At 49.6% G+C, this 20,500-nt stretch carries 20 protein-coding genes; 2 read left to right on the forward strand and 18 right to left on the reverse strand.

The genetic code is table 11. From position 1 onward, the window contains the following. Window positions 1–10: 10 nt before the first annotated feature. The 8 genes from AN963_RS12905 to AN963_RS12940 form a co-directional block, all read right to left on the reverse strand. Complete coding sequence (locus tag AN963_RS12905) at window positions 11–1,042, reverse strand: ABC transporter ATP-binding protein (protein ID WP_055744989.1); 1,032 nt, start codon at window positions 1,040–1,042, stop codon at window positions 11–13. Beyond that, window positions 1,039–1,833 (reverse strand): ABC transporter permease, encoded by a 795-nt coding sequence (locus tag AN963_RS12910; protein WP_055744990.1) that lies wholly within the window; start codon window positions 1,831–1,833, stop codon window positions 1,039–1,041. Before AN963_RS12910 ends, AN963_RS12905 begins: the two co-directional genes overlap by 4 nt. After that, window positions 1,830–2,687 (reverse strand): ABC transporter permease, encoded by an 858-nt coding sequence (locus AN963_RS12915; RefSeq protein ID WP_055744991.1) that lies wholly within the window; start codon window positions 2,685–2,687, stop codon window positions 1,830–1,832. The genes AN963_RS12910 and AN963_RS12915 overlap by 4 nt, the downstream gene beginning before the upstream one ends. Before the next feature lie 15 nt (window positions 2,688–2,702). Beyond that, window positions 2,703–3,527 carry an alkaline phosphatase family protein gene (locus tag AN963_RS12920; RefSeq protein WP_055744992.1) on the reverse strand — a complete coding sequence of 275 codons (825 nt, stop codon included), beginning with the start codon at window positions 3,525–3,527 and terminating at the stop codon, window positions 2,703–2,705. Window positions 3,528–3,543: 16 nt separating this feature from the next. Next, a complete protein-coding gene (locus AN963_RS12925; protein WP_055744993.1) occupies window positions 3,544–4,689 on the reverse strand; it encodes an ABC transporter substrate-binding protein in 1,146 nt (381 codons plus the stop codon). A gap of 461 nt (window positions 4,690–5,150) precedes the next feature. Further along, complete coding sequence (locus AN963_RS12930) at window positions 5,151–5,843, reverse strand: DUF2306 domain-containing protein (protein WP_055744994.1); 693 nt, start codon at window positions 5,841–5,843, stop codon at window positions 5,151–5,153. Between the two features lie 19 nt (window positions 5,844–5,862). Further along, the gene (locus AN963_RS12935) at window positions 5,863–6,453 is read right to left on the reverse strand and encodes a TetR/AcrR family transcriptional regulator (RefSeq protein WP_055744995.1); all 591 of its coding nucleotides are present in this window, start codon (window positions 6,451–6,453) and stop codon (window positions 5,863–5,865) included. A 154-nt stretch (window positions 6,454–6,607) separates the two neighbouring features. Then, window positions 6,608–7,123, reverse strand: a complete 516-nt coding sequence (locus AN963_RS12940) for a GNAT family N-acetyltransferase (RefSeq protein WP_055744996.1) — start codon at window positions 7,121–7,123, stop codon at window positions 6,608–6,610. Window positions 7,124–7,258: 135 nt separating this feature from the next. Between AN963_RS12940 and AN963_RS12945 the strand changes: the two genes are divergently transcribed. Beyond that, complete coding sequence (locus AN963_RS12945) at window positions 7,259–7,669, forward strand: GNAT family N-acetyltransferase (protein ID WP_055744997.1); 411 nt, start codon at window positions 7,259–7,261, stop codon at window positions 7,667–7,669. On the opposite strand, the gene AN963_RS12950 is transcribed toward AN963_RS12945, so the two are convergent. After that, window positions 7,670–8,062, reverse strand: a complete 393-nt coding sequence (locus AN963_RS12950; protein ID WP_055744998.1) for a hypothetical protein — start codon at window positions 8,060–8,062, stop codon at window positions 7,670–7,672. Window positions 8,063–8,219: 157 nt separating this feature from the next. Between AN963_RS12950 and AN963_RS12955 the strand changes: the two genes are divergently transcribed. After that, window positions 8,220–9,188, forward strand: a complete 969-nt coding sequence (locus tag AN963_RS12955; protein WP_055744999.1) for an MraY family glycosyltransferase — start codon at window positions 8,220–8,222, stop codon at window positions 9,186–9,188. Between the two features lie 68 nt (window positions 9,189–9,256). Here the strand turns inward: AN963_RS12955 and AN963_RS12960 are convergent, their stop codons facing one another. From AN963_RS12960 to AN963_RS13000, 9 genes are all read right to left on the reverse strand, one after another. Then, window positions 9,257–9,976, reverse strand: coding sequence for a 3'-5' exonuclease (locus AN963_RS12960; protein WP_055745000.1), 720 nt, complete (start codon window positions 9,974–9,976; stop codon window positions 9,257–9,259). Between the two features lie 217 nt (window positions 9,977–10,193). Beyond that, entirely contained in the window at window positions 10,194–12,338 is a 2,145-nt protein-coding gene (locus AN963_RS12965) for a CocE/NonD family hydrolase (RefSeq protein ID WP_055745001.1), read from the reverse strand. 25 nt (window positions 12,339–12,363) lie between these two features. Continuing rightward, on the reverse strand, window positions 12,364–13,407 hold the full coding sequence (locus AN963_RS12970; RefSeq protein WP_055745002.1) for a dipeptidase: 1,044 nt from the start codon (window positions 13,405–13,407) through the stop codon (window positions 12,364–12,366). Window positions 13,408–13,576: 169 nt separating this feature from the next. Further along, on the reverse strand, window positions 13,577–14,230 hold the full coding sequence (locus AN963_RS12975; protein ID WP_055745003.1) for a helix-turn-helix transcriptional regulator: 654 nt from the start codon (window positions 14,228–14,230) through the stop codon (window positions 13,577–13,579). Between the two features lie 40 nt (window positions 14,231–14,270). Next, window positions 14,271–14,738, reverse strand: coding sequence for a RidA family protein (locus tag AN963_RS12980; RefSeq protein ID WP_055745004.1), 468 nt, complete (start codon window positions 14,736–14,738; stop codon window positions 14,271–14,273). Window positions 14,739–14,877: 139 nt separating this feature from the next. Then, window positions 14,878–16,050 (reverse strand): sensor histidine kinase, encoded by a 1,173-nt coding sequence (locus AN963_RS12985; protein ID WP_055745005.1) that lies wholly within the window; start codon window positions 16,048–16,050, stop codon window positions 14,878–14,880. Between the two features lie 193 nt (window positions 16,051–16,243). Further along, window positions 16,244–17,668, reverse strand: coding sequence for a serine hydrolase (locus tag AN963_RS12990; RefSeq protein ID WP_055745006.1), 1,425 nt, complete (start codon window positions 17,666–17,668; stop codon window positions 16,244–16,246). Then, window positions 17,665–18,564, reverse strand: coding sequence for a serine hydrolase (locus AN963_RS12995; RefSeq protein ID WP_055745007.1), 900 nt, complete (start codon window positions 18,562–18,564; stop codon window positions 17,665–17,667). Before AN963_RS12995 ends, AN963_RS12990 begins: the two co-directional genes overlap by 4 nt. A 78-nt stretch (window positions 18,565–18,642) precedes the next feature. Then, window positions 18,643–20,271, reverse strand: coding sequence for a peptide ABC transporter substrate-binding protein (locus tag AN963_RS13000; protein ID WP_055745008.1), 1,629 nt, complete (start codon window positions 20,269–20,271; stop codon window positions 18,643–18,645). Window positions 20,272–20,500 lie beyond the last annotated feature (229 nt).

Below are 20,500 nucleotides of genomic sequence, written 5' to 3' on the forward strand. Positions count from 1 at the left end.
TTACTCTCCCTTATTGTAACGGGATGCACTCGTCAGATGGTATCCGCATGTTCACCGATGTTCCCAAACGGATCCAATGATTGTCAGCTGTATTGAGCACATCCACTTGCAGGTTTTGTTTTTTCGCTTCGACTTCATAGCGAATGACATTGCCCTTCAATGTCAGATTTCGGACCACACCCTCTACGTACCAGCTACTTTCCGAGCCTGAAGACCGTTCGTCTCCTACAGGCGACAGCGAAATGACTTCCGGTCGAATGGCGAATGCTCCTCCATGTATAGGAGCCTCTCCCAGCAGCTGATCCAGCTGCGCACGATCCAGTACATTGTAATTCCCGATAAAGCGAGCGACAAATTCGTTGCCAGGCTGGGAGTAAATTTCTTCGGGGGTCCCCGTCTGAACGATATTCCCGTGATCCATGACAAATATCCGGTCGGATACGGTCAAAGCCTCCTCCTGATCATGTGTGACAAACACGGTTGTGATCGAGAGCTGCTGTTGAATTCGCCGGATTTCGGCCTGCAGGTTTTTTCGGATCTTCGCATCAAGTGCACTTAGCGGCTCGTCTAGCAAGAGTATTTTCGGTTCCACGACGAGCGACCGTGCCAAAGCCACCCGTTGCTGCTGACCTCCAGAAAGCTGGTGCGGATACGATCCTTCGCGCCCACCAAGATCGACCAGCTCGATGATTCGCTCCACTCTGGACTTGTATTCTTCCTTCTTCATGCCCTGCATTTTCAAGCCAAAACCGATGTTGTCAAATACGTTCATGTTGGGGAACAACGCATAGGACTGGAATACCATACCCACTCCTCTTTCCTTGGGAGCGAGTGCCGTGATATCCGTCTCGCCTACGACGATTTTGCCCCCCTCCTCTACCTCTGTCAGACCCGCGATGCAACGCAGCAGTGTACTTTTTCCGCATCCGCTCGGCCCTAGCAGCGTGATCAATTCGCCCTTTTCAACCGAGAGGGAAACCTGGTTCAACACCGTCGCATCCTTGAATCGTTTGGTCAATTGCTCAATCTGTACATAGCTCATCTGCTTCCCTCCTTGGACGATTTTCCTAGTCTCATGACTGCTCCCGATAAAACGAAAAGCAGAATGAAGTAGGTGACAACAATGGCACTTGTGAGATGACCACTCTCTTCCATCCGGCGGATCAGATAAATCTGCATGGTTTCATAGTGCCCGCCCACAAGCAGATTGGCTAAAACAAACTCGCCAAATAAGGTGGAGAACGATAATAGGGTGGAGATGACGATTCCAGTCAAGATGTTTGGAAAGATCACCTTCCAAAAAGCCTGCATCCTGCTTGCGCCCAGTAGCTCTGCTGCTTCCACGAGCCTGATGGCGTCAATCGTCCGCATGCTGTTCCTTATTCCCTGATACATGTACGGCAGAACTACGACAAAATAGGCACCCACCAGCAGCCAGATGCTGCCAGACAATACGATTGGTCCCGAAGAGTACACTTTGATCAAACCGACGGCAGCCACAACACCGGGAATGGCATAGGGCAGCATGACCAGACTTTGCAGGATGAGCTCCCACCGTGAGAAATAGACAGTGACAATAAAAATAGTCGGCACCATGACCGTTACACTAATACAGATAGCAATGAAGCAGACCAACAGCGTGCGCTGCATCGCTGCCAAAAAACGCGGATCGGTAAACAGTTCCTTGTACCAGGCAAGCGTGTACCCTTCCGGCAGAATCGTCCGATACCAATCCGTAGCGATCGAATACAAGAACGTGGCGACGAGGGGGATGAATAAATAGAGCATGACCAGAGTGACGATAGAGCCATGTAACCCCTTGTTTTCTTTCATCCAAGCTCCCTCCTCACCCGGCGCATCATCCATTCGTTAATCAGCATCGCACTCACCATGGTAAACGCCAAAATGACAGCAAGCGCTCCAGCCAACTCAGGTCTCGCGGCTACATCACCCGCGACGAGTGAACCGATGCGGATGGCGATCAGATTGTAGTTCCCTCCCACCAAGGCATAGGCTGTCGCATAAGCGCCCATCGCATTGGCAAACAAAATACTAAAGGTCCCTACGATCCCCGGCATAATCACAGGAAGCCCGATATGCCTCCAAAATTGGGGAGTAGACGCTCCGAGCAAGGAAGCGGATTCCCGCCACTGCACTTGAATCCCGTAATAAGTGGGATACAAAAGCAGGATGGCCAGCGGAATCTGGAAGTAGACGTACACACAAACCAAGCCGAACCAGCTGAATAAATCAATGGAAGCGAGCGTTGTCCAGCCCAGCTGCTTGAATAAGAGAGTAAAAAGACCATTGCTACCCAATATGATGATGTAGGCAAAAGCAAGTGGTACGCCTGAAAAGTTGGAGGTCATATTGGACAGCATTAACAGGAAATCTCGCATACGCCTGGAAAAACGCGTAATGGAATAAGCGGCAAACAGGGCTACCACGATCCCGATCGCACTTGCGCAAAACGAAATCAACACGCTATTCTTCAGGCCAAGCAAATAGTATTTGCTCGTCAGAGCCTTGGTGTACTGATCCAGGCCCCAGCCGACTCCGCCATCTCCACGAAAGCTTTCCAGAAACATGACGATCAGCGGCAAGACTTGAAAACAAATGACCAGTATGGCAAATGGAACCAAGGACAGCAGCAGCCAAACATGGCTTTTATGCAATTTCAAGCACATCCACCCCTATCAAGTTCAGCCTTGCACGCCGGGGAACGAGTGGCGAATCATCACTTCCGATGCAGGAATGCCTAACAACTGGCAGATCAGAGGTGCAACTGCCAGCTGCGGGACAGCTTCTTCATACACCCCCGGAGTGAAGGCGGGACCGATTCCGTAGAGCGGCACATTGCGCTCATCATTCCCTGTCCCACCGTGGTTGCCGTCCGTATTCATGCCATGATCAGACGTCACGATGATGGTATAGCCTTCTTCCATCCAAATCGGCAGCACCTGCGCAAGAATCGTGTCCACGGCGATAACAGAGCCGCGATATTGCTTGGAGTCAGAGCCGAACAGATGACCCGCGTTGTCCACCCCCATCGAGTGAACGTAGAGAAAATGAGGGTCCACTTCGCGCCGCAGCGCCTCCCCATCTATGATCAGATGAGAATCCGGATAATTGTCGTCAAAATAAAAGCGTCCGTACTGAATTGCTTTTTCCGCGTCATTCTGGAAGCGGTCCTCGACAAAATGAAAAGGAGCCCGATTGTACAACTCACTTACCCAATAGTAGGCGGCTGCCGCATTTCGCAGCCCATGCTCCTTCGTTAAATGAAAGATGCTTTTTTGACCAGAGAGACGGACGGCTTGATTCGATGTAATGCCGTTTACCGAGCTCGGGGTTCCGGTCAAAAGAACCTCGTATAACGGGCGGGAGAGACTAGGCAGCTCTGATTGGACCAGATAGCGAGCTGCCTTTCCCTTTTCAACGAGATGATTGAGATAGCCCATTTGCGTAATGGCTGCCTGGTATTGCATACCGTCCACTACCACCACGATTACCTTGTTCCTTTCCATCCCTGACTCCCCCCACTTATTTCGCATGAATCAAAACTTGCTCTTCCCACATTTGCGGCAATTTCTTTGCAGTCTCTTCCCACGCCTTTTGATCCTTGACAGGCTTGGCATCCTTGTATTGATCGGCCGGAATCATTTTCTTCGCCACGTCTTCTGGCAGTTTCACACTTTCACGGATTGGGCGGGCATAGCCTTTGGCTAAATTGATCTGGCCTGCATCACTGAGGATGTACTCACGTGTCAGCATGGCGGCGTGCGGGTGCGGTGCATATTTGTTGATGATAGTGGCATAGCCGCTGACGACAGTACCACCTCCTGGAATGTTCACGTCAAATCGGGTCGGATCAATTTGATCGCGATAGGAGAGGGCATTGAAGTCCCACAAGAGGGCTACGGTTACTTCCCCTTTTTCGATCGTCGCCATGTTCATCTCACCTAGCGAAAGACGTCCTTGTTTGGCCAAGTCCGCAAAGAAGTCGATCCCTGGCTGGATGTTCGTTTCATCTCCACCGTGCGCAATCGCAGCTGCCAGGACGGACATTTGAGACTGTGCCGCTTTTGTTACGTCGCCAATCGCTATCTTGTAATCACCATTTTTAATGTCATCCCAAGATTTTGGTGGGTTTTTGACCAATTGTTTGTTCGCCAAGACGGAAATGGCTCCTTGGTAACCAACAATCCAGTGCCCGTCCTTGTCTTTTGCCCATTCGGGAATCTCGTCCCAGTAGGAGGTTTTGTACGGCTGGGTTACCCCTTTTGCCACCGCTACAGGTCCAAAAGCGATACCGACGTCGCCGATGTCTGCCGTTGGATTGTTCTTCTCCGCTTCAAATTTGGCGATCTCCTCAGAGCTGCTCATGTCGGTGTCGGTGTGTTTCAAGCTGTACTTGGTCTCCATGTCCTTCCAAGTCCCTACCCAGTTGGCCCAGGAGTCAGGCATCCCTACGCTCACGACGCTTCCCTCTTCTTTTGCCTTATTCTCGATGTCCGCTAGTGTCAATGGTTGGGCAGGTGGTGTTTCTCCTTGCGCGTTGGTTCCTTGTTGATTTTGGTTGCCTGATCCTGTGGAATTCGTCGAACATCCTGTCATGACAGCGGCGACGAGTAACACTCCTGCAGCACCTGCAAATAGAGAACGTCTTTCCAGCCATTTGCCTTTCATCACGATGAGCACCTCCAGAGAATTTGTGGTTTCTTCTTTTATAAATACTGCAATCTACAAAATTCTTGTTGTTTCTTAACCGTTGTTACTTAATTATATGTTTCTTAAATATAGGCATACAATTGTTTTTGTTTAAATCTTTCGTTAATTGATCGTAAAGAAAAGCACAAAAAACTGGCGTTCGATTTGAACACCAGTTTGAATAGGCAATCCTTTCCGGATACGCTTTCAGGTAGCTGCTCATGAGCGTGGGCATGTAATGCGTACAGTAAAATTCCGCCCCTGAAATAACGAATGAACCAGAAGGATGATCAAGCTGTTTAAAGTCATCCTCCAGTTCATGCATAACCCCAAAGAGGCGATCAACATGGTAGGCAAGTAGCTTTCCGGCCGGTGTCCTGAACGCGCTTCTACCTGACTTTTCAAATAAAAAAGCTGCCTGGTCTCCCAGACAGCTTTGCCTACATATGTTTGGTTCGATTGAATTTCTTTTGATAGTAGACGGAAAAACCGACAATCACCGGTACTAACAAGATCGTGGGGATAAACCATACGATCGGATGTACCGAGCTTACCCCTAACAACCTCGGAGCGCCAAAAACGGTAAAAGCAGTAATAGTCGCGATGCAGCAGCCCAGCATCCCCCCTAAATGCTCCATCCACCAATGCATTTTCTTTGCGGGAGGGCGGAGCCAGTAAAGTAGCTGTGATGCCCCCAGCATGATGCCGATCAGCGGGAACCACGTAATCAGCGTAAATCCGATGATCGTTCCGTAGATGGAAATACAGACTCCCGAGATGAGCATCAATGCGGGGAAAAGCAAATCCAACCACTGGCGATGCCCCGTTTTGCGATTCTTATAGCGCAGTACTCGCAGACCGTACCAGGCAGTCGCCGAGCTCAGAATGGCGATAAAGATCAGGAACCAGGCAAATGCTACCGACTCAACTGTCCCTTCAGGATCAAAGCCGATCCTCCAGATGCCCATGAACAGCGCGGAGATAGCCACTACTGCCATCGCCCCGACGTATATCCAGCCTACCCGGATATGTGCTTTGCCTCCCTTTTTCGTCACAATCGGAATCCAGAAGACAGCCAATGCGGTAAATCCTGCGATGATGTGCAAAACCTTGAAGAGCGAGTAAAAGAACATCGAGCTTCCCCCCTTCTTTTTATCCCTTCGACAATGTCTGATACATGATCTGAAACACATCTTCTGCCCCAAATGTTTTCAGATCAGGAGAAACAACTGTCTGCACGCGAATGCCATACGTCAGAATCGTAAACAGGGTCGCTGTTTTTTCAGCATCGAGACTTTCGGGAATCACTCCGTTTTTTTGACCCAGCTCAATCCATTCCTGCGAGTTTTGAACACTGCGTTCATAGATCGTGGTCAGCATCTCACCGATCGTCGGGTCGTCTTTTTTGCTCAGCAAATAAATAAAGATGAGATTCGTGACATCTTTCGGATCATGGATGTGACGCAAGGCCTCCGATATAGCTGCCAGCGGACTGTGTAAATTATGCTCACCCTGCTCTACTTTTTCATAAAATTTGGCGCCAATGCGCTCCAAGCGTTTTCTCAGCAGCAATCCCAAGAGCTCATCTTTACTTTTGACATAATGGTAAATGGCCCCCTTAGACAGCCCTGAACGCTTGATGATGTCCTGCAAAGTGGTTTGGTGGCATCCCTTTTCCTCGATCAATTCCTCGGTTATGGATAGCAGCAGCTGGAAGCTTTGATTTTGATGAATCGATTGCATAGTTCCTCCTGTTTCATAAGACGTCAGCATTACAATCTAACCCTTTATCTCAACTATACAAACCGTCGGTCGGTTTGTCAATTTTTACATCTCTTTTCCTGCAAAAAAAGACTGCGGCACTTCAGCAGTCTTTTGCTCTCCTTATTCCTAGCCTTTAGCTCTCCAAAATTTTGTAGTAGAAGACAGAAACGTCCAGCTTGCCATCGGCTGACTCCGCGTAATGTGGTATCTTCCCCGCTTCGGTGTACCCCATCGATTGGTACAGCAGATTGGAAGGATCCCCTTCCCGTGTATCCAGCACCAGCAGCGTCCGTTTTTCCTGTCTGGCCTTTGCCTCAGCCTGGAGCATCAGGGAGCGACCTATTCCTTTGCGTTGTTGGGACGGATGAATCATCAGCTTGGCAATTTCTGCACGGTGCAGCCCATTTTGCTTAGCACAGAGGTGTAACTGGATGCTTCCGACCACGTTACCATCCTGGCGTGCCACCCATACTCTCACGTGATCTCCCAGCACGGTCGACCAGTACACTCGCGCCACATGTTGATCCAACGGGGGCAAAAATCCGATGGAGGCCCCATCTCCCACGACATCTACCAATAACCGCGTCAATCCGTTTGCATCCTCTGTACTCAGTTCTGTGATTTCCTCCAAAACCAGTTCGGTTGACATATCGACACTCCCCTTAGCTTTTTGGGAAAATAAATAGAGTTCTCTCTCTTCTTACTATAAGGGAGGAGTTTCTAAAAGCAAGTGCAAATGTCAGATTTCCTGACATTCATTATATAGGTGGAGGCTGACGCCGTCGTGATCATCAAACGGATTCCAAAAGAAGAAACATGGGAGCTTCGTCATACAGTCCTGTGGCCTGACAAGGATCTTTCGTTCGTACAAATGAGAGAGGATGACAATGGCCTTCATTTCGGTCTCTATGAAGACCAGGAGCTCGTCAGCGTCCTCTCTCTATTCGTGAATGGCCACGATGCCCAATTTAGAAAATTTGCTACCCTGCCTAGTGAGCAAGGAAAAGGATACGGCAGCCTTTTATTGCATCATGTCCTCCTCGAGGCAGCGAGTCTTGGAGCAACACGCATCTGGTGCAACGCACGAGCTACGAAATCGGGATTTTACGAGAGGTTCGGCCTGCAAAAAACAACAAAGGAACCCTTTGAAAAGAATGGGCTCCTCTTCTTCGTGATGGAAATCCAACTGATCTAATTAGGGACGATAACCATACATGGAAAAAATGAAGAGCAAACAGAAAAAGACAACCCCTGAGGGGATCAGACTGAGGACAATTCCTACTTTTTTTGCGGTTCCGCTCGTCTGGGTAAACCACCGATAGTAGTTGAACAAGAGGATCAGTAAAAACGGTAGGAAATAAAAACCGATCAAGGATGATACCCAGTCACTGTTTGCATCCCAAAACGTATTTGGTACAGGTATGGTATGAAATTGTCGATAGATCTCTTCTTTTCTCATGATAAACACGAAAGATAGGACAAGGTAATAAATGGTGATGATCATTTTGAGCCACAGCTGAAAACCTTTTGTCGTCCATGTGATCATAAAAATAATGCCTAGCAAAAACCATAAAGCCATGTATTCCATGTGAATCCCTCCTAAGAAGGGATTATATGTATATTCCCTGAAGCGAATAAGTACCAACTTTTTCTGGTACCTCCCTTTCGCTTGCAAGAGTCGACAAATTTTGGAATACTCCCTATAATGAACATGTGGAGAAGCAACTCTCTATCATTTGTAGGAGATGGTTACGATTACATACGCTCTATCCTTTCTACTGTCGTTTTGTATCGTGCTGGTGTTGATCCCACCTTTGGGAAAATTGGCTTTTCGGCTTGATTTTGTGGACAAGCCTCGTAAAGATGTGGAACGAAAAATACATCGCGAACCGATTCCGCTGACTGCCAGCTATGCGATCTTTATCGGGTTCGCTGCGTCCTTTCTGCTCTTTTCAAAAGAATCCACCTTACAAACAGTGGCTGTTCTGGCCGGATCTGCGCTACTCCTGGTGATTGGCACCATCGATGACTGGTACAAGACACAAGGAAAAGACTTCTCGGCATTACCTAAAATGCTCGTTCAAATTTCGGCAGCCGTGATCGTCTACTGGTCTGGCATCACGTTCTCCGGCTTTTACAACCCGTTTAGCGGCGAATATATTTTGCTCCCGGTCTGGCTTCAGTTCTTTTTGACCATTTTATGGATTTTCGGTGTGACGACCGTCATCAATTTTTCTGACGGGATGGATGGGCTGGCAGGTGGCCTTTCGGCGATCTCCGCCGGGACGTTGTTCGTCGTCGCCGTGGCAAAAGGACAGAGCACCTCTGCCGTGATGGCCATCAGTCTGATCGGGGTCGCACTCGCTTACTTGCGCTACAACAAGCCTCCCGCCAAAATCTTCATGGGAGATGCCGGAGCCACATTCCTCGGGTTTATTCTCGCCGTGATTGCACTCGATGGGGCTTTCAAGCAGGCAACCGTGCTGTCGTTGTTTATCCCAATTCTCGCTCTCGGTGTACCCATCTTTGATAATCTATTTGTCGTTACGAAACGCTTCATGCAAGGCAAGCCGATCTATCAGGCAGACGCCAGTCAGGTGCACTATCGCCTGCTGCGGACGGGATTGAATCCAAAGCAAGTCGTTGCCTTCCTCTGCTTGATCAGCGTATGCTTTAGTCTGACATCGATCATATTGCTGCTGCTTGGCGTATAAACGAAAAAATGCCGTTGGGTCCTTTGCCCGCGGCATTTTTTGTTGGTGTCTCACATATTGAATTGGTTTTATGACTGTGGTACGCCCGCTGACTCGACTGCCTGTTCCAGTTGCTTTTTGTATTTCAGGCAAGCTTCGCAACGTCTGCTCTTGCGTCCAAATGCCGTGTAGTACTTGCTCTTTTTGCAGGAGCGGCAAGTGATGTACAAGGAGCTGGAAAGATTGTAGTTTTCCTCTGGCGTATTTTTTGCCAGATGCACCTGCTTGTTAAACTTGATCAAAAGATGAGCGGTATGTATCGCATCTACCAGAGCGGAATGGAGCCTTCCTTCCTGAACAATCCCGGCAGCATCAATGGCATCCTTTAGACTCATTTGCTTGCGGTCTGCCAACATCATGCTGATCGGCGGCTGAATATCGTTGTAGTTGCGCATCCAGCTAAAGTCAAGTCCAAAGCGTGCGCAATGTTCAATCATCAGGCGCTTGTCATCCATGCCCCACGTGCTCAAATAATAGTCCTGGTCGTCTCCAATCCACTCCAGGAAAGAAGCAAAAGCGGTACGGAACGGAATGAACGTCGGCATGTTTTCTTTATCCAAACCGATGAACTTACGGGTACGTTCGGTAATTCTTCTTTCGATGGCGGGAAAGGTATATCGTTGAAAAGTATCCACCTCTACCCCATTCTTGCCAGTCACGACCTTAGCGGCTCCGATCTCGATAATTTCCGGTATCTTATCTTTTTGATGAGTTAGAGTCGTTTCTAGGTCAAATACAATGATTTGCATGATCGTTTCACATCCTGAGCGTATTCCTTCTATTTTCTATTATGACAGGGATAGAGCATGAAAACAAAACGAATCCTCGTTTTTTTCCCTAATACCATGCCAAGCACGCAAGAAAGCCGGGATTGGCTCCCGGCGTCTCGTTTGATTATAGGACAGATGCTCTCAACGTCTCGATCTGCTGTTGCAAATAAAACGGATAGTTTGCAATCTCACTCGCTTACCCTCGCTTCAAGACAGGAAGCTTAATGTGGCTCGGATACTGACCGTTATGATAAATGCTCTGCTCGGCAATGACCGTCTCTGTATCGGTCGCCAAATCATTTCCCGTATTCGGATTCGGGAAGGAGAAGTTCTCAGCACCAGAGGTTACAGAGACGCGGATGCGGTGACCTTTTTGGAAAACATTGGCGATCTTGGTCATGCGAATCTCATAGCGCTCGATCTGTCCGGGAACCAGCAGCTGTGGATCTTGGAACGAGTGACGATAACGTGCACAGATGATGCCGTCAGAGAGGCGTATCGAATTGCCTTCTTCATCCACATCGCACAGCCGCACCAACCAATCCGTGTCACGCGCCGAGCTAGCTGCATAGAGGACGGCAGAAATTTCCCCAGCAATGACCACTTCTTCTTCCAACGGCTCGGTGGTGTAGACGAGAACATCTTCCCGCTTCTCTACCTCCCGATAATTTTCTGGTACGCTGTTCTCGTTTTCCGACAGATCCAGCAAATAAGGTGCTGCGTCCAGCGGATCGTACTGGTAGGTATCCACTGGCTGATCATCTGGCTCAATTAAGCTCAATGCCCCGTCACCACCGCTCGTATTGGCTTGTCCGCCACTGCTGAGGTACAGATTGGTCACGGTCGCTTCTGCTGGCGGCCAGGTCTGGGAGGTCTTCCATTCGTTTTCTCCCACCATGTAATACTCCACGCGCGGCTCTTGGTCCACTCCATTTTGTATACCTTTCAAATAGCGATCAAACCAGCGCAGCTGTGTCACATCCAAATCGTACCGAATGGCGTTGTTTCCAAATGGCACATGATGAATCTCCCGCGTCGTATTTGCCTTGTGGTACCACGGCCCGAGAATGAGTCGCGCATGCTCCGGTGCATTTCGGGAGATGACTTCCCACGATTCGCTCGTCCCCATGCCATTGTCGTCATACCAGCCGGATACCAAGAGAGAAGGTACCTTTACCAAATCAGCATGCCGCTTCCAGTCGGACTCGCCCCAGAACTCGTCGCCATCCGGATGCTCCATCCATTTGGTCCAAAACGGGATTTCCTTGCCCAGCACTTTTTGGGGAATCTCCTTGATCGGACGTACCTTGATCACATCACTCCAGTCATCCCGAAAAAGAGCCGATACATTCCGACGTTTTTCGGCCATCATAAAGATCCACGACAGACCGCCCAGGATCGTTCCCCCTTTGCGCGGAATATCCACATAAGGTGTACCGACCGTCACATAGCTGAATATCGCCTTCAGGTGAGGGTTTCCGCTAGAAGCTGCTGCCCACTGCACATAGCCGACGTACGAGCCGCCAAGCATCCCGACATTGCCATCCGACCAATCCTGACTCGCGATCCAGGTGAGGCTGTCGTCGCCATCGTTACGCTCATGAACGAGCGGAACCCACTCACCCTCGGAATCTTCACGTCCGCGTGTATCCTGCACGACCAGCGCATAGCCACGAGCCACAAACGGCAGTCGGCGGAAAATGGCATCCATCCGGCCGTAAGGAGTGCGCATGAAAATGGTCGGTACCCGCTGCCCTTCCTGCAATCCTGCCGGCAACCATACCTCTGTCGCCAAACGAATTCCGTCTCTCATCTCCACATCGTGTCTGCCCAGACGTAAGACGCCGTAGCTCGCTTGGGACAGCAGTGGGTCTTGCCACAGCTTGAGCGGAGTCAGGTCTTCCCACCCCGTTTTTACCAACACGACGCTATCGCCACGACCTGTCAGCACAAATGCGATTACCTCGTTGTCACAAATGATCAAATCGATCGGTTGTGATGCTTCACGAACAGCCCAGACCCACGCTTGTTTCTGCTCTCCTTCTACGATTCCATCGATCCGCACATGACGCTGGTAGTGATCCCCGCTCTGTGGAAAGACGACTTCCTCACGATCCCAGTCGATCTGCTTCCATTCCACGAGCTTTTTGCTCAGGTCTGAGAGAGGCAGCTCGTAGCCTGCTTCATCCTCAGTCAGCTGTTCAAATGGACCATCGGCTGCACGGTCCTCCCAGCCTATAATCCGTTCCCAGACTTCCCCATCAGCAAAGCGAATGTCGGCCACCTGGATACCAGATTGATAATAGCCAAAGGTTGTTCCTTCGTTCTGAGTGTACGCCATCTGCGATACCTCCTGTTTCCTGATCCTACTTCCACACTTCCTGATAGACTCTGAGGAAATTGCCACCGAGGATGCCTTCGATTTCTTCGTCCTTATAGCCTCGCTTCATCAGCTCACGCGTAATTTCTGGCAGCGATACATGGCCTTTTACTACGTCAAACGGCATTTCTTTTGCTTTTGCAATCTTGTCCAACGGCAAGTACTTGGTCAAGTCATCACATAGATCAAGCCCTAGCCCAATGTACTTGGCTCCGACAAGGTTTTTCATGTAATCGACGTGATCGATTAGCCTCTCCAACGTCGCCTCCGCGCTGCTATTGGCTGCAAACATACTGAAAGCATTCAAGCCAATGAGGCCGTCTTTTAATGCAATCGCTTTGATCTGATCATCTGTCAGGTTGCGCATTGTCGGTACCAGACTTCGGCTGTTGGAGTGGGAAGCGATCACGGGCTTTTCCGAGACCTCCATCACGTCCCAGAATCCTTCATCATTCAAATGGCTCACATCGATGACGATCCCCAGTTTTTCTGCTTCCTCAATCAAGCGCACGCCAAAATCGGTTATGCCCCCTTTTTTCCCTTCCCGCACCGGGGCAAAAAAGCTACCGTCCCCAGCAAAGTTGCGGCGGCTCCAAACCAGCCCCATCATGCGTACCCCGAGCTCGTAAAAGACGCGCAAGAGACTCAGGTCGTTATGAAGCGGCTCTGCCCCTTCCAGAGACAGGATGAAGGACACTTTTTGTTCCTCTCTCGCCCGGTGGAGATCTTCCAGGTTTTTGGCGATGACGATGAGCTCTGGAGATTCTGCTGCCTCCGCATGCAAGGCGCTGATTTGATTGAGTGCCTTGCGAAGACTCATTTCAGGTACGTAGGCATCCTCTACGAACACCGCTGCCACGATGGAATGCACCCCGCCCGCCTCAAACCGCGGCAAATAGTCTGTCTCGATCATTTTCGTACGACCGTACCCGCGCTGAATTTCCACATCCATCAACAGATCAAAATGTCCGTCCAATACGTGAACACTGTCATGAAACCGGCGAGCCTGTTCTCTGGTTACCTCTGCCATATCGGTTCATCTCCTTTTCAACGTGTAGGAATTAAATAAGCGCGTCTACGCTTATTCATTCCGGAGCGCATGACGAAGTGCCTCAGCGTCTGCTTCTGGCATCACTTCGGTATAACTTTCCGCTTAAACGCGGTCGCTCATCCATGTGCAAGCCTCGATAGAGGTTTTCTTACTGGGGGGTTTTCTTATCGAGATAGTTATAGATCGTGAACTTGGATACATCCAGCAAATCAGCGACGTGCTGCACTGCTCCTTTGATTAAAAAGAGACCCATTTCATCCAGCTGGTGGATAAATTGAATCTTGTCCTCTTTTTGCATCAGGGCGATCGGCTTAGCCGTCCGTTTCAGACAGTCGTCAATCATCTGCTCCATCAGATCCCCGACGGTAGGAGCAAAGCTTTCTTCCGCTTTTTCTTCGTCACGCTTGTCCTGAATCGCTATCATCGAGCCTATTACGGCCTGAGCCATTGAGAGATGAGTCATGTCCAGGTTAATGCACAAGCTGCCAATGACCTCACCTTGCTCATCCTTAATGTAGATCGAGCTGGATTTGATCTGCTTTCCTCTGATCGTGTCATTGCGGTAGTTGAGATCGAAAGCCTGCTCACTGACCTTTGCGCTGCGCAAAGACTGTAGAGCCAGATTCGTGACCGGCGAACCGATCTGTCTCCCACTGACATGCCCATTGTGAATGGCAATAATCGACGAGGAAATGTCGTCAGTCAAATCATGCAGAACGACTTCGCAATGCTCGCCAAACGTCCGCGCCAATCCTTCTACTACCGGAATGTAGCTCGCTAAAATTGGATGTGTCTTTTTCATAGATGCCTCGCTTTTCATTTCATAGAATCGCCCTGACAGATTAGGCAGGGCTCACTTCTACAATCATTTCGATTTCGATTGGGTTGTTAAATGGCAAGACAGACGTACCCGCCGCTGCACGTGCGTGCTTGCCTGCTTCCCCAAAAATCTCGATCAGAAAGTCAGACGCTCCGTTGATGACCCGGGGCTGTTCATAAAAATCAGGGGCGCTGCTGACGAGCGCGAACAGCTTGACGATCCGTGTGATTCGGTCCAGATCGCCAATCTCGCTTTTCAAAATAGCTAGCAGATTGAGTACGGTGACCTTTGCCGCCTCGTAGCCTTGTTCGATCGTCACGTCAGCTCCCAGTCTGCCCAGATACATCGGACTTCCGTTTACGTAGCAACCACCTCCGGATGTATAAATGACGTTGCCTGTCTGTACACAGGACACGTAATTGGCCATTGTCGGAGGGACTGGCGGCAATTCGTAGCCTAGCTCTTTTAAACGCTGTTCCACTCTAGACATTGAAGTTCACCTCGTCGTTTTCTTTGTGTTCTTTAACCATACTATTCCGAAGATTCTACTTCAACAATTTTTTGTATAACATAAAATTTATTTAAAGAACAAAAAAGCTGTGAGAGAGTACTGTCGTTGCCGTACTCTCTCACAGCTTGGTCCGAAAGTGTATGTCAATCTGCGTCCCTTCACCAACGGTCGATTGAACAAAAATTTGTCCGCCCATTTCCTCAACTAGTTGCTTACAGACGGATAATCCCATTCCTGTTCCCTTTTCTTTCGTCGTATAAAACGGTTCAAACAAATGCTTGATTCGTTTTTCCGGGATGCCACAGCCGTTGTCCTCGACACGAACCAGAACATGATTACCTGCTGGCCCCATTTGCAGGCTGACTCGGACCTCACCATTGGAATCGACCGCATCTACCGCGTTTTTGATGAGATTCAAGCCGATCTGTTCCACGTAGGAGGGGATGGCCCAGACTTGATACTCCTCGCTGTCGTAATGAAAGGACAGCTGTACATCCTTTTCTACCACATAGTGTCTGGCCAGTTCATGCACGCGTTCGAGCAACGATCGCAGCTCTACCCGCTTGTTTTGCATCTCTACGCTCTCATTCTTGCGTGCCAGAATCAAAAAGCTCGTCACGAGCTGTTCCAGCGTCTGGACCTCATGCTGGCAAATTTGGATGTACTGGCTGAACTGCTCAGCATCCATCCTTGTACTCTCCTTTTCTTGGTGGACACTCGTCTGCATGAGCTGGAGAAATCCATTGATGGCGGTCAGCGGATTGTGAATCTCATGCGCCATTCCTGCTGCCATCTGCCCAATGATGCCAATTTTTTGTTGATGCAAGTGACTGATTTGTTGATCTTTGTACGTCAGATATCCACGCATCGTATGGTGGTAGCGCAGATTGAGAATTTCGTGCAGTCTTGAGAGCAGCTCCTCCTTTTGCTCCGCATCTGCAAGCGTCTCCCTGACAGCTTGGAACACATGCAGTCGTAAATGATAGAGCACTTCAAGCAACACTTCCTTGGGAATCTCTGCTTGTGCCCATCTTTCTCCCCATTTGAACGCCTCAATGGCCAATGCCTCTTGAAAGGCGGCGTATTCATGCTTCTCGGAGAATAGCTGTTGGAAGGTTTCTAGTAAGAGGCCATGAATTCCGATTCGTTGTTGCTGCTGATACCGTCGATAATAACGTGAAATCGGATCCCCTATGGAAATCATCGTTTCCATGTGCTGGTCTACAATATCGTCTAGTGCAGCCAGCAATTTCGCCAAACTATTCGATGCTGCAGCTCCTCGTTTACTCATCGTAATCTCCCAACTATGTCATGGCTACTGACCTACTCATCTATTAGAAAACTTGGCTACGCCAAGCTTCTGGCGGAGCCATAGTTGCACTTATACTGGATAGGAATCTTATAAATTCCTATCTGTGAAATAAAAGAACAATTCGCTAGAAAAACGAATTGTCCTCTCTTCCTTTTTTGGAGTAGATTGGAAATTACTGCATTACTTGCATTTTGACTTTCTGCAACTGCCGCAAAGCGTAGCTCATCCTCTCGACCTCTCCTGAAGCAGCACGGGAAAAGTCAATCCAGACAATCGAGTTGCTCAGTTTGAACACAAAGCTGTCTTTCTCAACAGGGATCAGCGGGTAGGAGAGACCATCTACCTCCAGTTGCAACTGACCCTCCTTTTGGAAGATCGTCGCGTTCAGCCATTCCTCCGACTCGTAGCGTCCAATGTAGTCGCCTTGCTCTGCTTCCGTCAGCTCGATTCTCTCAATCGGATAAAGAGGAGCAGTGGCTTCCCGGGAAGCAATCGAGTTTAGTAGTCCCATCACGAGCTCTCTCACCGATACGCCGTCGAGGTTGGTTAATACCACCCCTGTCAGCCCCGTTTCGGGTAGAGCAAATACATGAGAGCTGATCCCTTTTAACGATCCGCCATGCTCTATCATGAGGCCATCGGGAAAGGCTGGAGCTACCATCAGACCGTAGCCGTAGGAACGGTAACCGTCACATCTGGCGTACGTTCCCTTCATTTGCTGAATACTTTCAGGCGATAAGATTGTGGCTCGGTGTGTTTCTTGTCCCCCAGCGTACACGTCGAGATACTTCAGCAGATCACGCACCGTCGATTTGAGAAATCCGGCTGCGCGCATAGCGGGTGCATCGTGCCACAAGGGAGCAGCTATCACCTGGTTGACTCCGTCGATCTTTTTATTCGTGTACAAAACAGTCACATCATCCTGTTCATCCAGATCCTGCACATCAAAGACGGTACGGGACATTCCCAGTGGCTGCAAAATATGCTCGGTAACGTACTTCTCGTAGGGTTGTCCGCTCACCCGCTCGATGATCGCGCCTAACAATCCGTACGCATCGTTGTTGTAGCTAAAGACCTCGCCTGGCTCTCCCAACGGCTGTCCATCAAAACCGGAGATGGCAGCCAGCACTTCTGCGTACGTATCGAGATAGGGCAGCTTCTGCAATTCAAGCTCTGACTCCGTGCCGTGGATGGCAGGATCCTGCTCCATACTGCGCTTCATCGCTCCATCCAAAAATGGCAATGGAGGCATGCCTGGAGTGTGCGTCATGAAGTGATGGATCGTCATCTTCTGTCTCCATTCCTCCCCACCCATCGTAAGCTCAGGTAGGTACTTCACGACCGGATCATGAACAGACAGCTTGCCTGCCTCTTGCAGCTGCATAATCGCCACACAGGTAAACGATTTGGTCACAGAAGCGATGCCAAAAACGGTATCCATGGAGAGGGGAAGAGCCTGTTCTCTGTCCCGATGCCCAAAAGTCCGTTGATACAGCCATTCCCCATTGCGCATCACGCCTATAGCGGCACCGGGGACTTTGGCATTCCCTAGCAGTGTTTCTGCAAACGCCTCAAATGCTGGTATCCACTGGCTCATTTCTCTTTGCTCCCCATCGCTTCGTCATAGATCGCTTTGGCGACGCGTGCAATCGTCAGCTCTGCTGCCTGCTTGTCTTTGATGCCACGAGACAGCACCGTGATCGCGATCGCCCCTTTGTTCTCTGGCAAATAAATGATACCCGCATCGTTGACCACTTCGTTTACCGTCCCTGTCTTGTGCGCCACTTTGGTCCCTGGGGGCAACAAGTACGGCAAACGGCTGTTGTAGTGCTGACGGCGCATAATGTCGAGCATGATGTCGCAGGAAGCTGGCGTGAGTATCTCCTTTTTGGCGATCATGACCAGCAGACGATTCAGATCTGCTGGAGTCGCTACGTTGTTATCCAATGTCGGCATGGAGACATCTAGCAAAATTTCGTAATCCTCTGTCTCTTCACGACGTTCGTACTCTGCAAAACCGGCTGGGGATGGCTCTAGGTCTTCCATACCGACACAATGATTGAGCAGCTGCCAGCACGTGTGACGCAAGTGAATTTCCTCCAGGCCGAGCTCACGCATATGTGTATTCACATTTTTCAGCCCAACCAGATTGAGAATGAGGTCTGTCGCATAGTTATCGCTGACGATTGTCATTAACGTCGCCAGATCCTTGACCGTCAAAGCCGCACCTGCATCCAGCTCTTGCAAAATACCGGAACCTGGAACACGCTCGTTCCATTTAAGCGGCACGCGCTGATCGAGCCTGATTTTTCCTTCTTCGACATCGCGCATGAGTGTGACCAGAATCGGAATCTTGAATGCACTCGCGAGCTGGAACAGCTGGTCATCGAGGTTTCCTGCCGTCTCACCTGTCTCCAAATGAGTAACTGCTACCCCAAACACCCCTGGTGCATCAATCAATGTTTCCTGGATCACTTGCTCCCATGTACCCATTATCATCCCTCCATCATCATGGTGAAACTCTTATGAAAAGGCCAACACTTGGTAAGTGTCGGCCAATCCTTCCTCACGCTATGGCTCCAGGTAGCCCCATTTGAAATCGATGTAGCCCAATGGGTCCACTGTGATGCCTTTCAGCTTGTCGCTTTGCACCCAGGAGTTGACACTGCTGTAAATACCGGTGACTGGCATTTCATCCATCAAAATGCTCTCTGCTTCTACCAAGAACTGATTGCGCTTGCCCTCATCCGGCTCAGCGTACGCTTTTTGCACCAGATCCACGTACTTTTCATTGTGCCAGAGCGTAGAGTTGTTGGAGCTGTTCTTTTCCATCAGCAATTCGAGGAAGTTGACAGAATCGTTGTAGTCGCCAGTCCAGCCAGATCGAGAAATCATGTATTTTCCATGCTCCTGATCGTCAAACATGACTTTCAATTCCTTGTTGGTCAGCTTCACATCGACGCCCAGCACTTTCTTCCACTGAGCTTGCAGTGCCTCAGCAATCTTTTTATTCAAGTCCGATGTATTGTACAGATACGTAATTTCAGGCAGCTGGGTAATTCCCAATTCTTTCATTCCTTCTGCCAATAATTGTTTCGCCGTTTCGGTGTCATTATCCTTGAAGTAGCCATCCGATTTTAGCGAAGCCGACAGTGGGACAAATCCCATCAGCGGAGTCTGGCCAGCTTGACCGATGTTATCCGCAATGTCCTTACGATTGATCGCGTAGGAAAACGCCTTGCGGATCTTTGCGTTTGTAAACGGTGGTTTTTCCGTCTGGAACAGGAGGTAGTAGTTGGTCGCACGTGCCATCGCTTCCAGCTTGCCTTCGTCCTTCAACGGTCCGATGGCGTCTGCAGGCAAAGCGCTGATCGGACCGCCTGCCCAATCCAGATCGCCGTTGTTGAACATTTCGAGCTCGGTATTGGTATCCTCGATCATGGAGAAGTCGATCTTGTCCAGCTTGACGACATCCTTCTCCCAGTACTGGTCGTTCTTCACCAGCTCGATCTTGTTTTTATGCTCCCAGTTGGCGAGCTTGAAAGGACCATTGGTGACAATCGTTTCTGGCTTTTTCGCCCAGTCGCCATTTCCTTCGACTACCTTTTGATTGACTGGATAGTAGAAGGTCGCCAAAGTCAGGAAGTACGGAGTCGGATTCTCCAGCGTGACCTCCAGCGTCTTGTCATCTACTACCTTGATGCCCACGTCTTGTGCTGCTGCTTTCCCTTGGAAAAAGGCTCGTGCATTTTTGATTGGATAGTATTTATAAGCAGAGCCACTGGCAGTCTTTGGATCGAGCACACGCATCCAGGCAAAAGCAAAATCGTTTGCCGTTACAGGATCGCCATTACTCCACTTCGTGTCACGCAACGTAAAGGTGTACACCCTTTTGTCATCCGATACTTTGATATCAGATGCGACGGAGTTTACCGGCTTGCCATCCTTGTCCAAACGCACCAAGGAATCGTACAGCGAACGAATGAAGGCACCGGAGATCACGTCGTTGGACATGCCTGAATCCAGAGTTTCGGGTTCAGCCGCATTGATACGCAAAACTTGCGGTGCAGCCTGGGGTTGTTCCGTTTGTGGAGAGCCAGATTGGGATGATTGGGACGGGCTGGCGGTGTTGTTGCTACAGCCTGCAAACAGTCCTGTCAGCAGAACGAGCACACTCATGATGGCAACAGATCGTTTCATGATTTCCCTCCTAGAATCTTTCAATAGCTGATGGTTAAAATATTCTGCAAATTGCGTGCCATCTGAAATTTGCGGTTATTTCACACCCGCACTATTCATTGATGAATACTTTTTCGCCGATCCCTGCTTCCTATCATTTTATTCGTGTTCATTCGACACCAAAGAGAGGTATTCGCGAGTGAATATTAATATTCACCAACGAATACCTCTCTTTTTATGTTCCCGCATC

This window comes from Brevibacillus choshinensis (genome assembly GCF_001420695.1).
GTDB lineage: Bacteria > Bacillota > Bacilli > Brevibacillales > Brevibacillaceae > Brevibacillus > Brevibacillus choshinensis.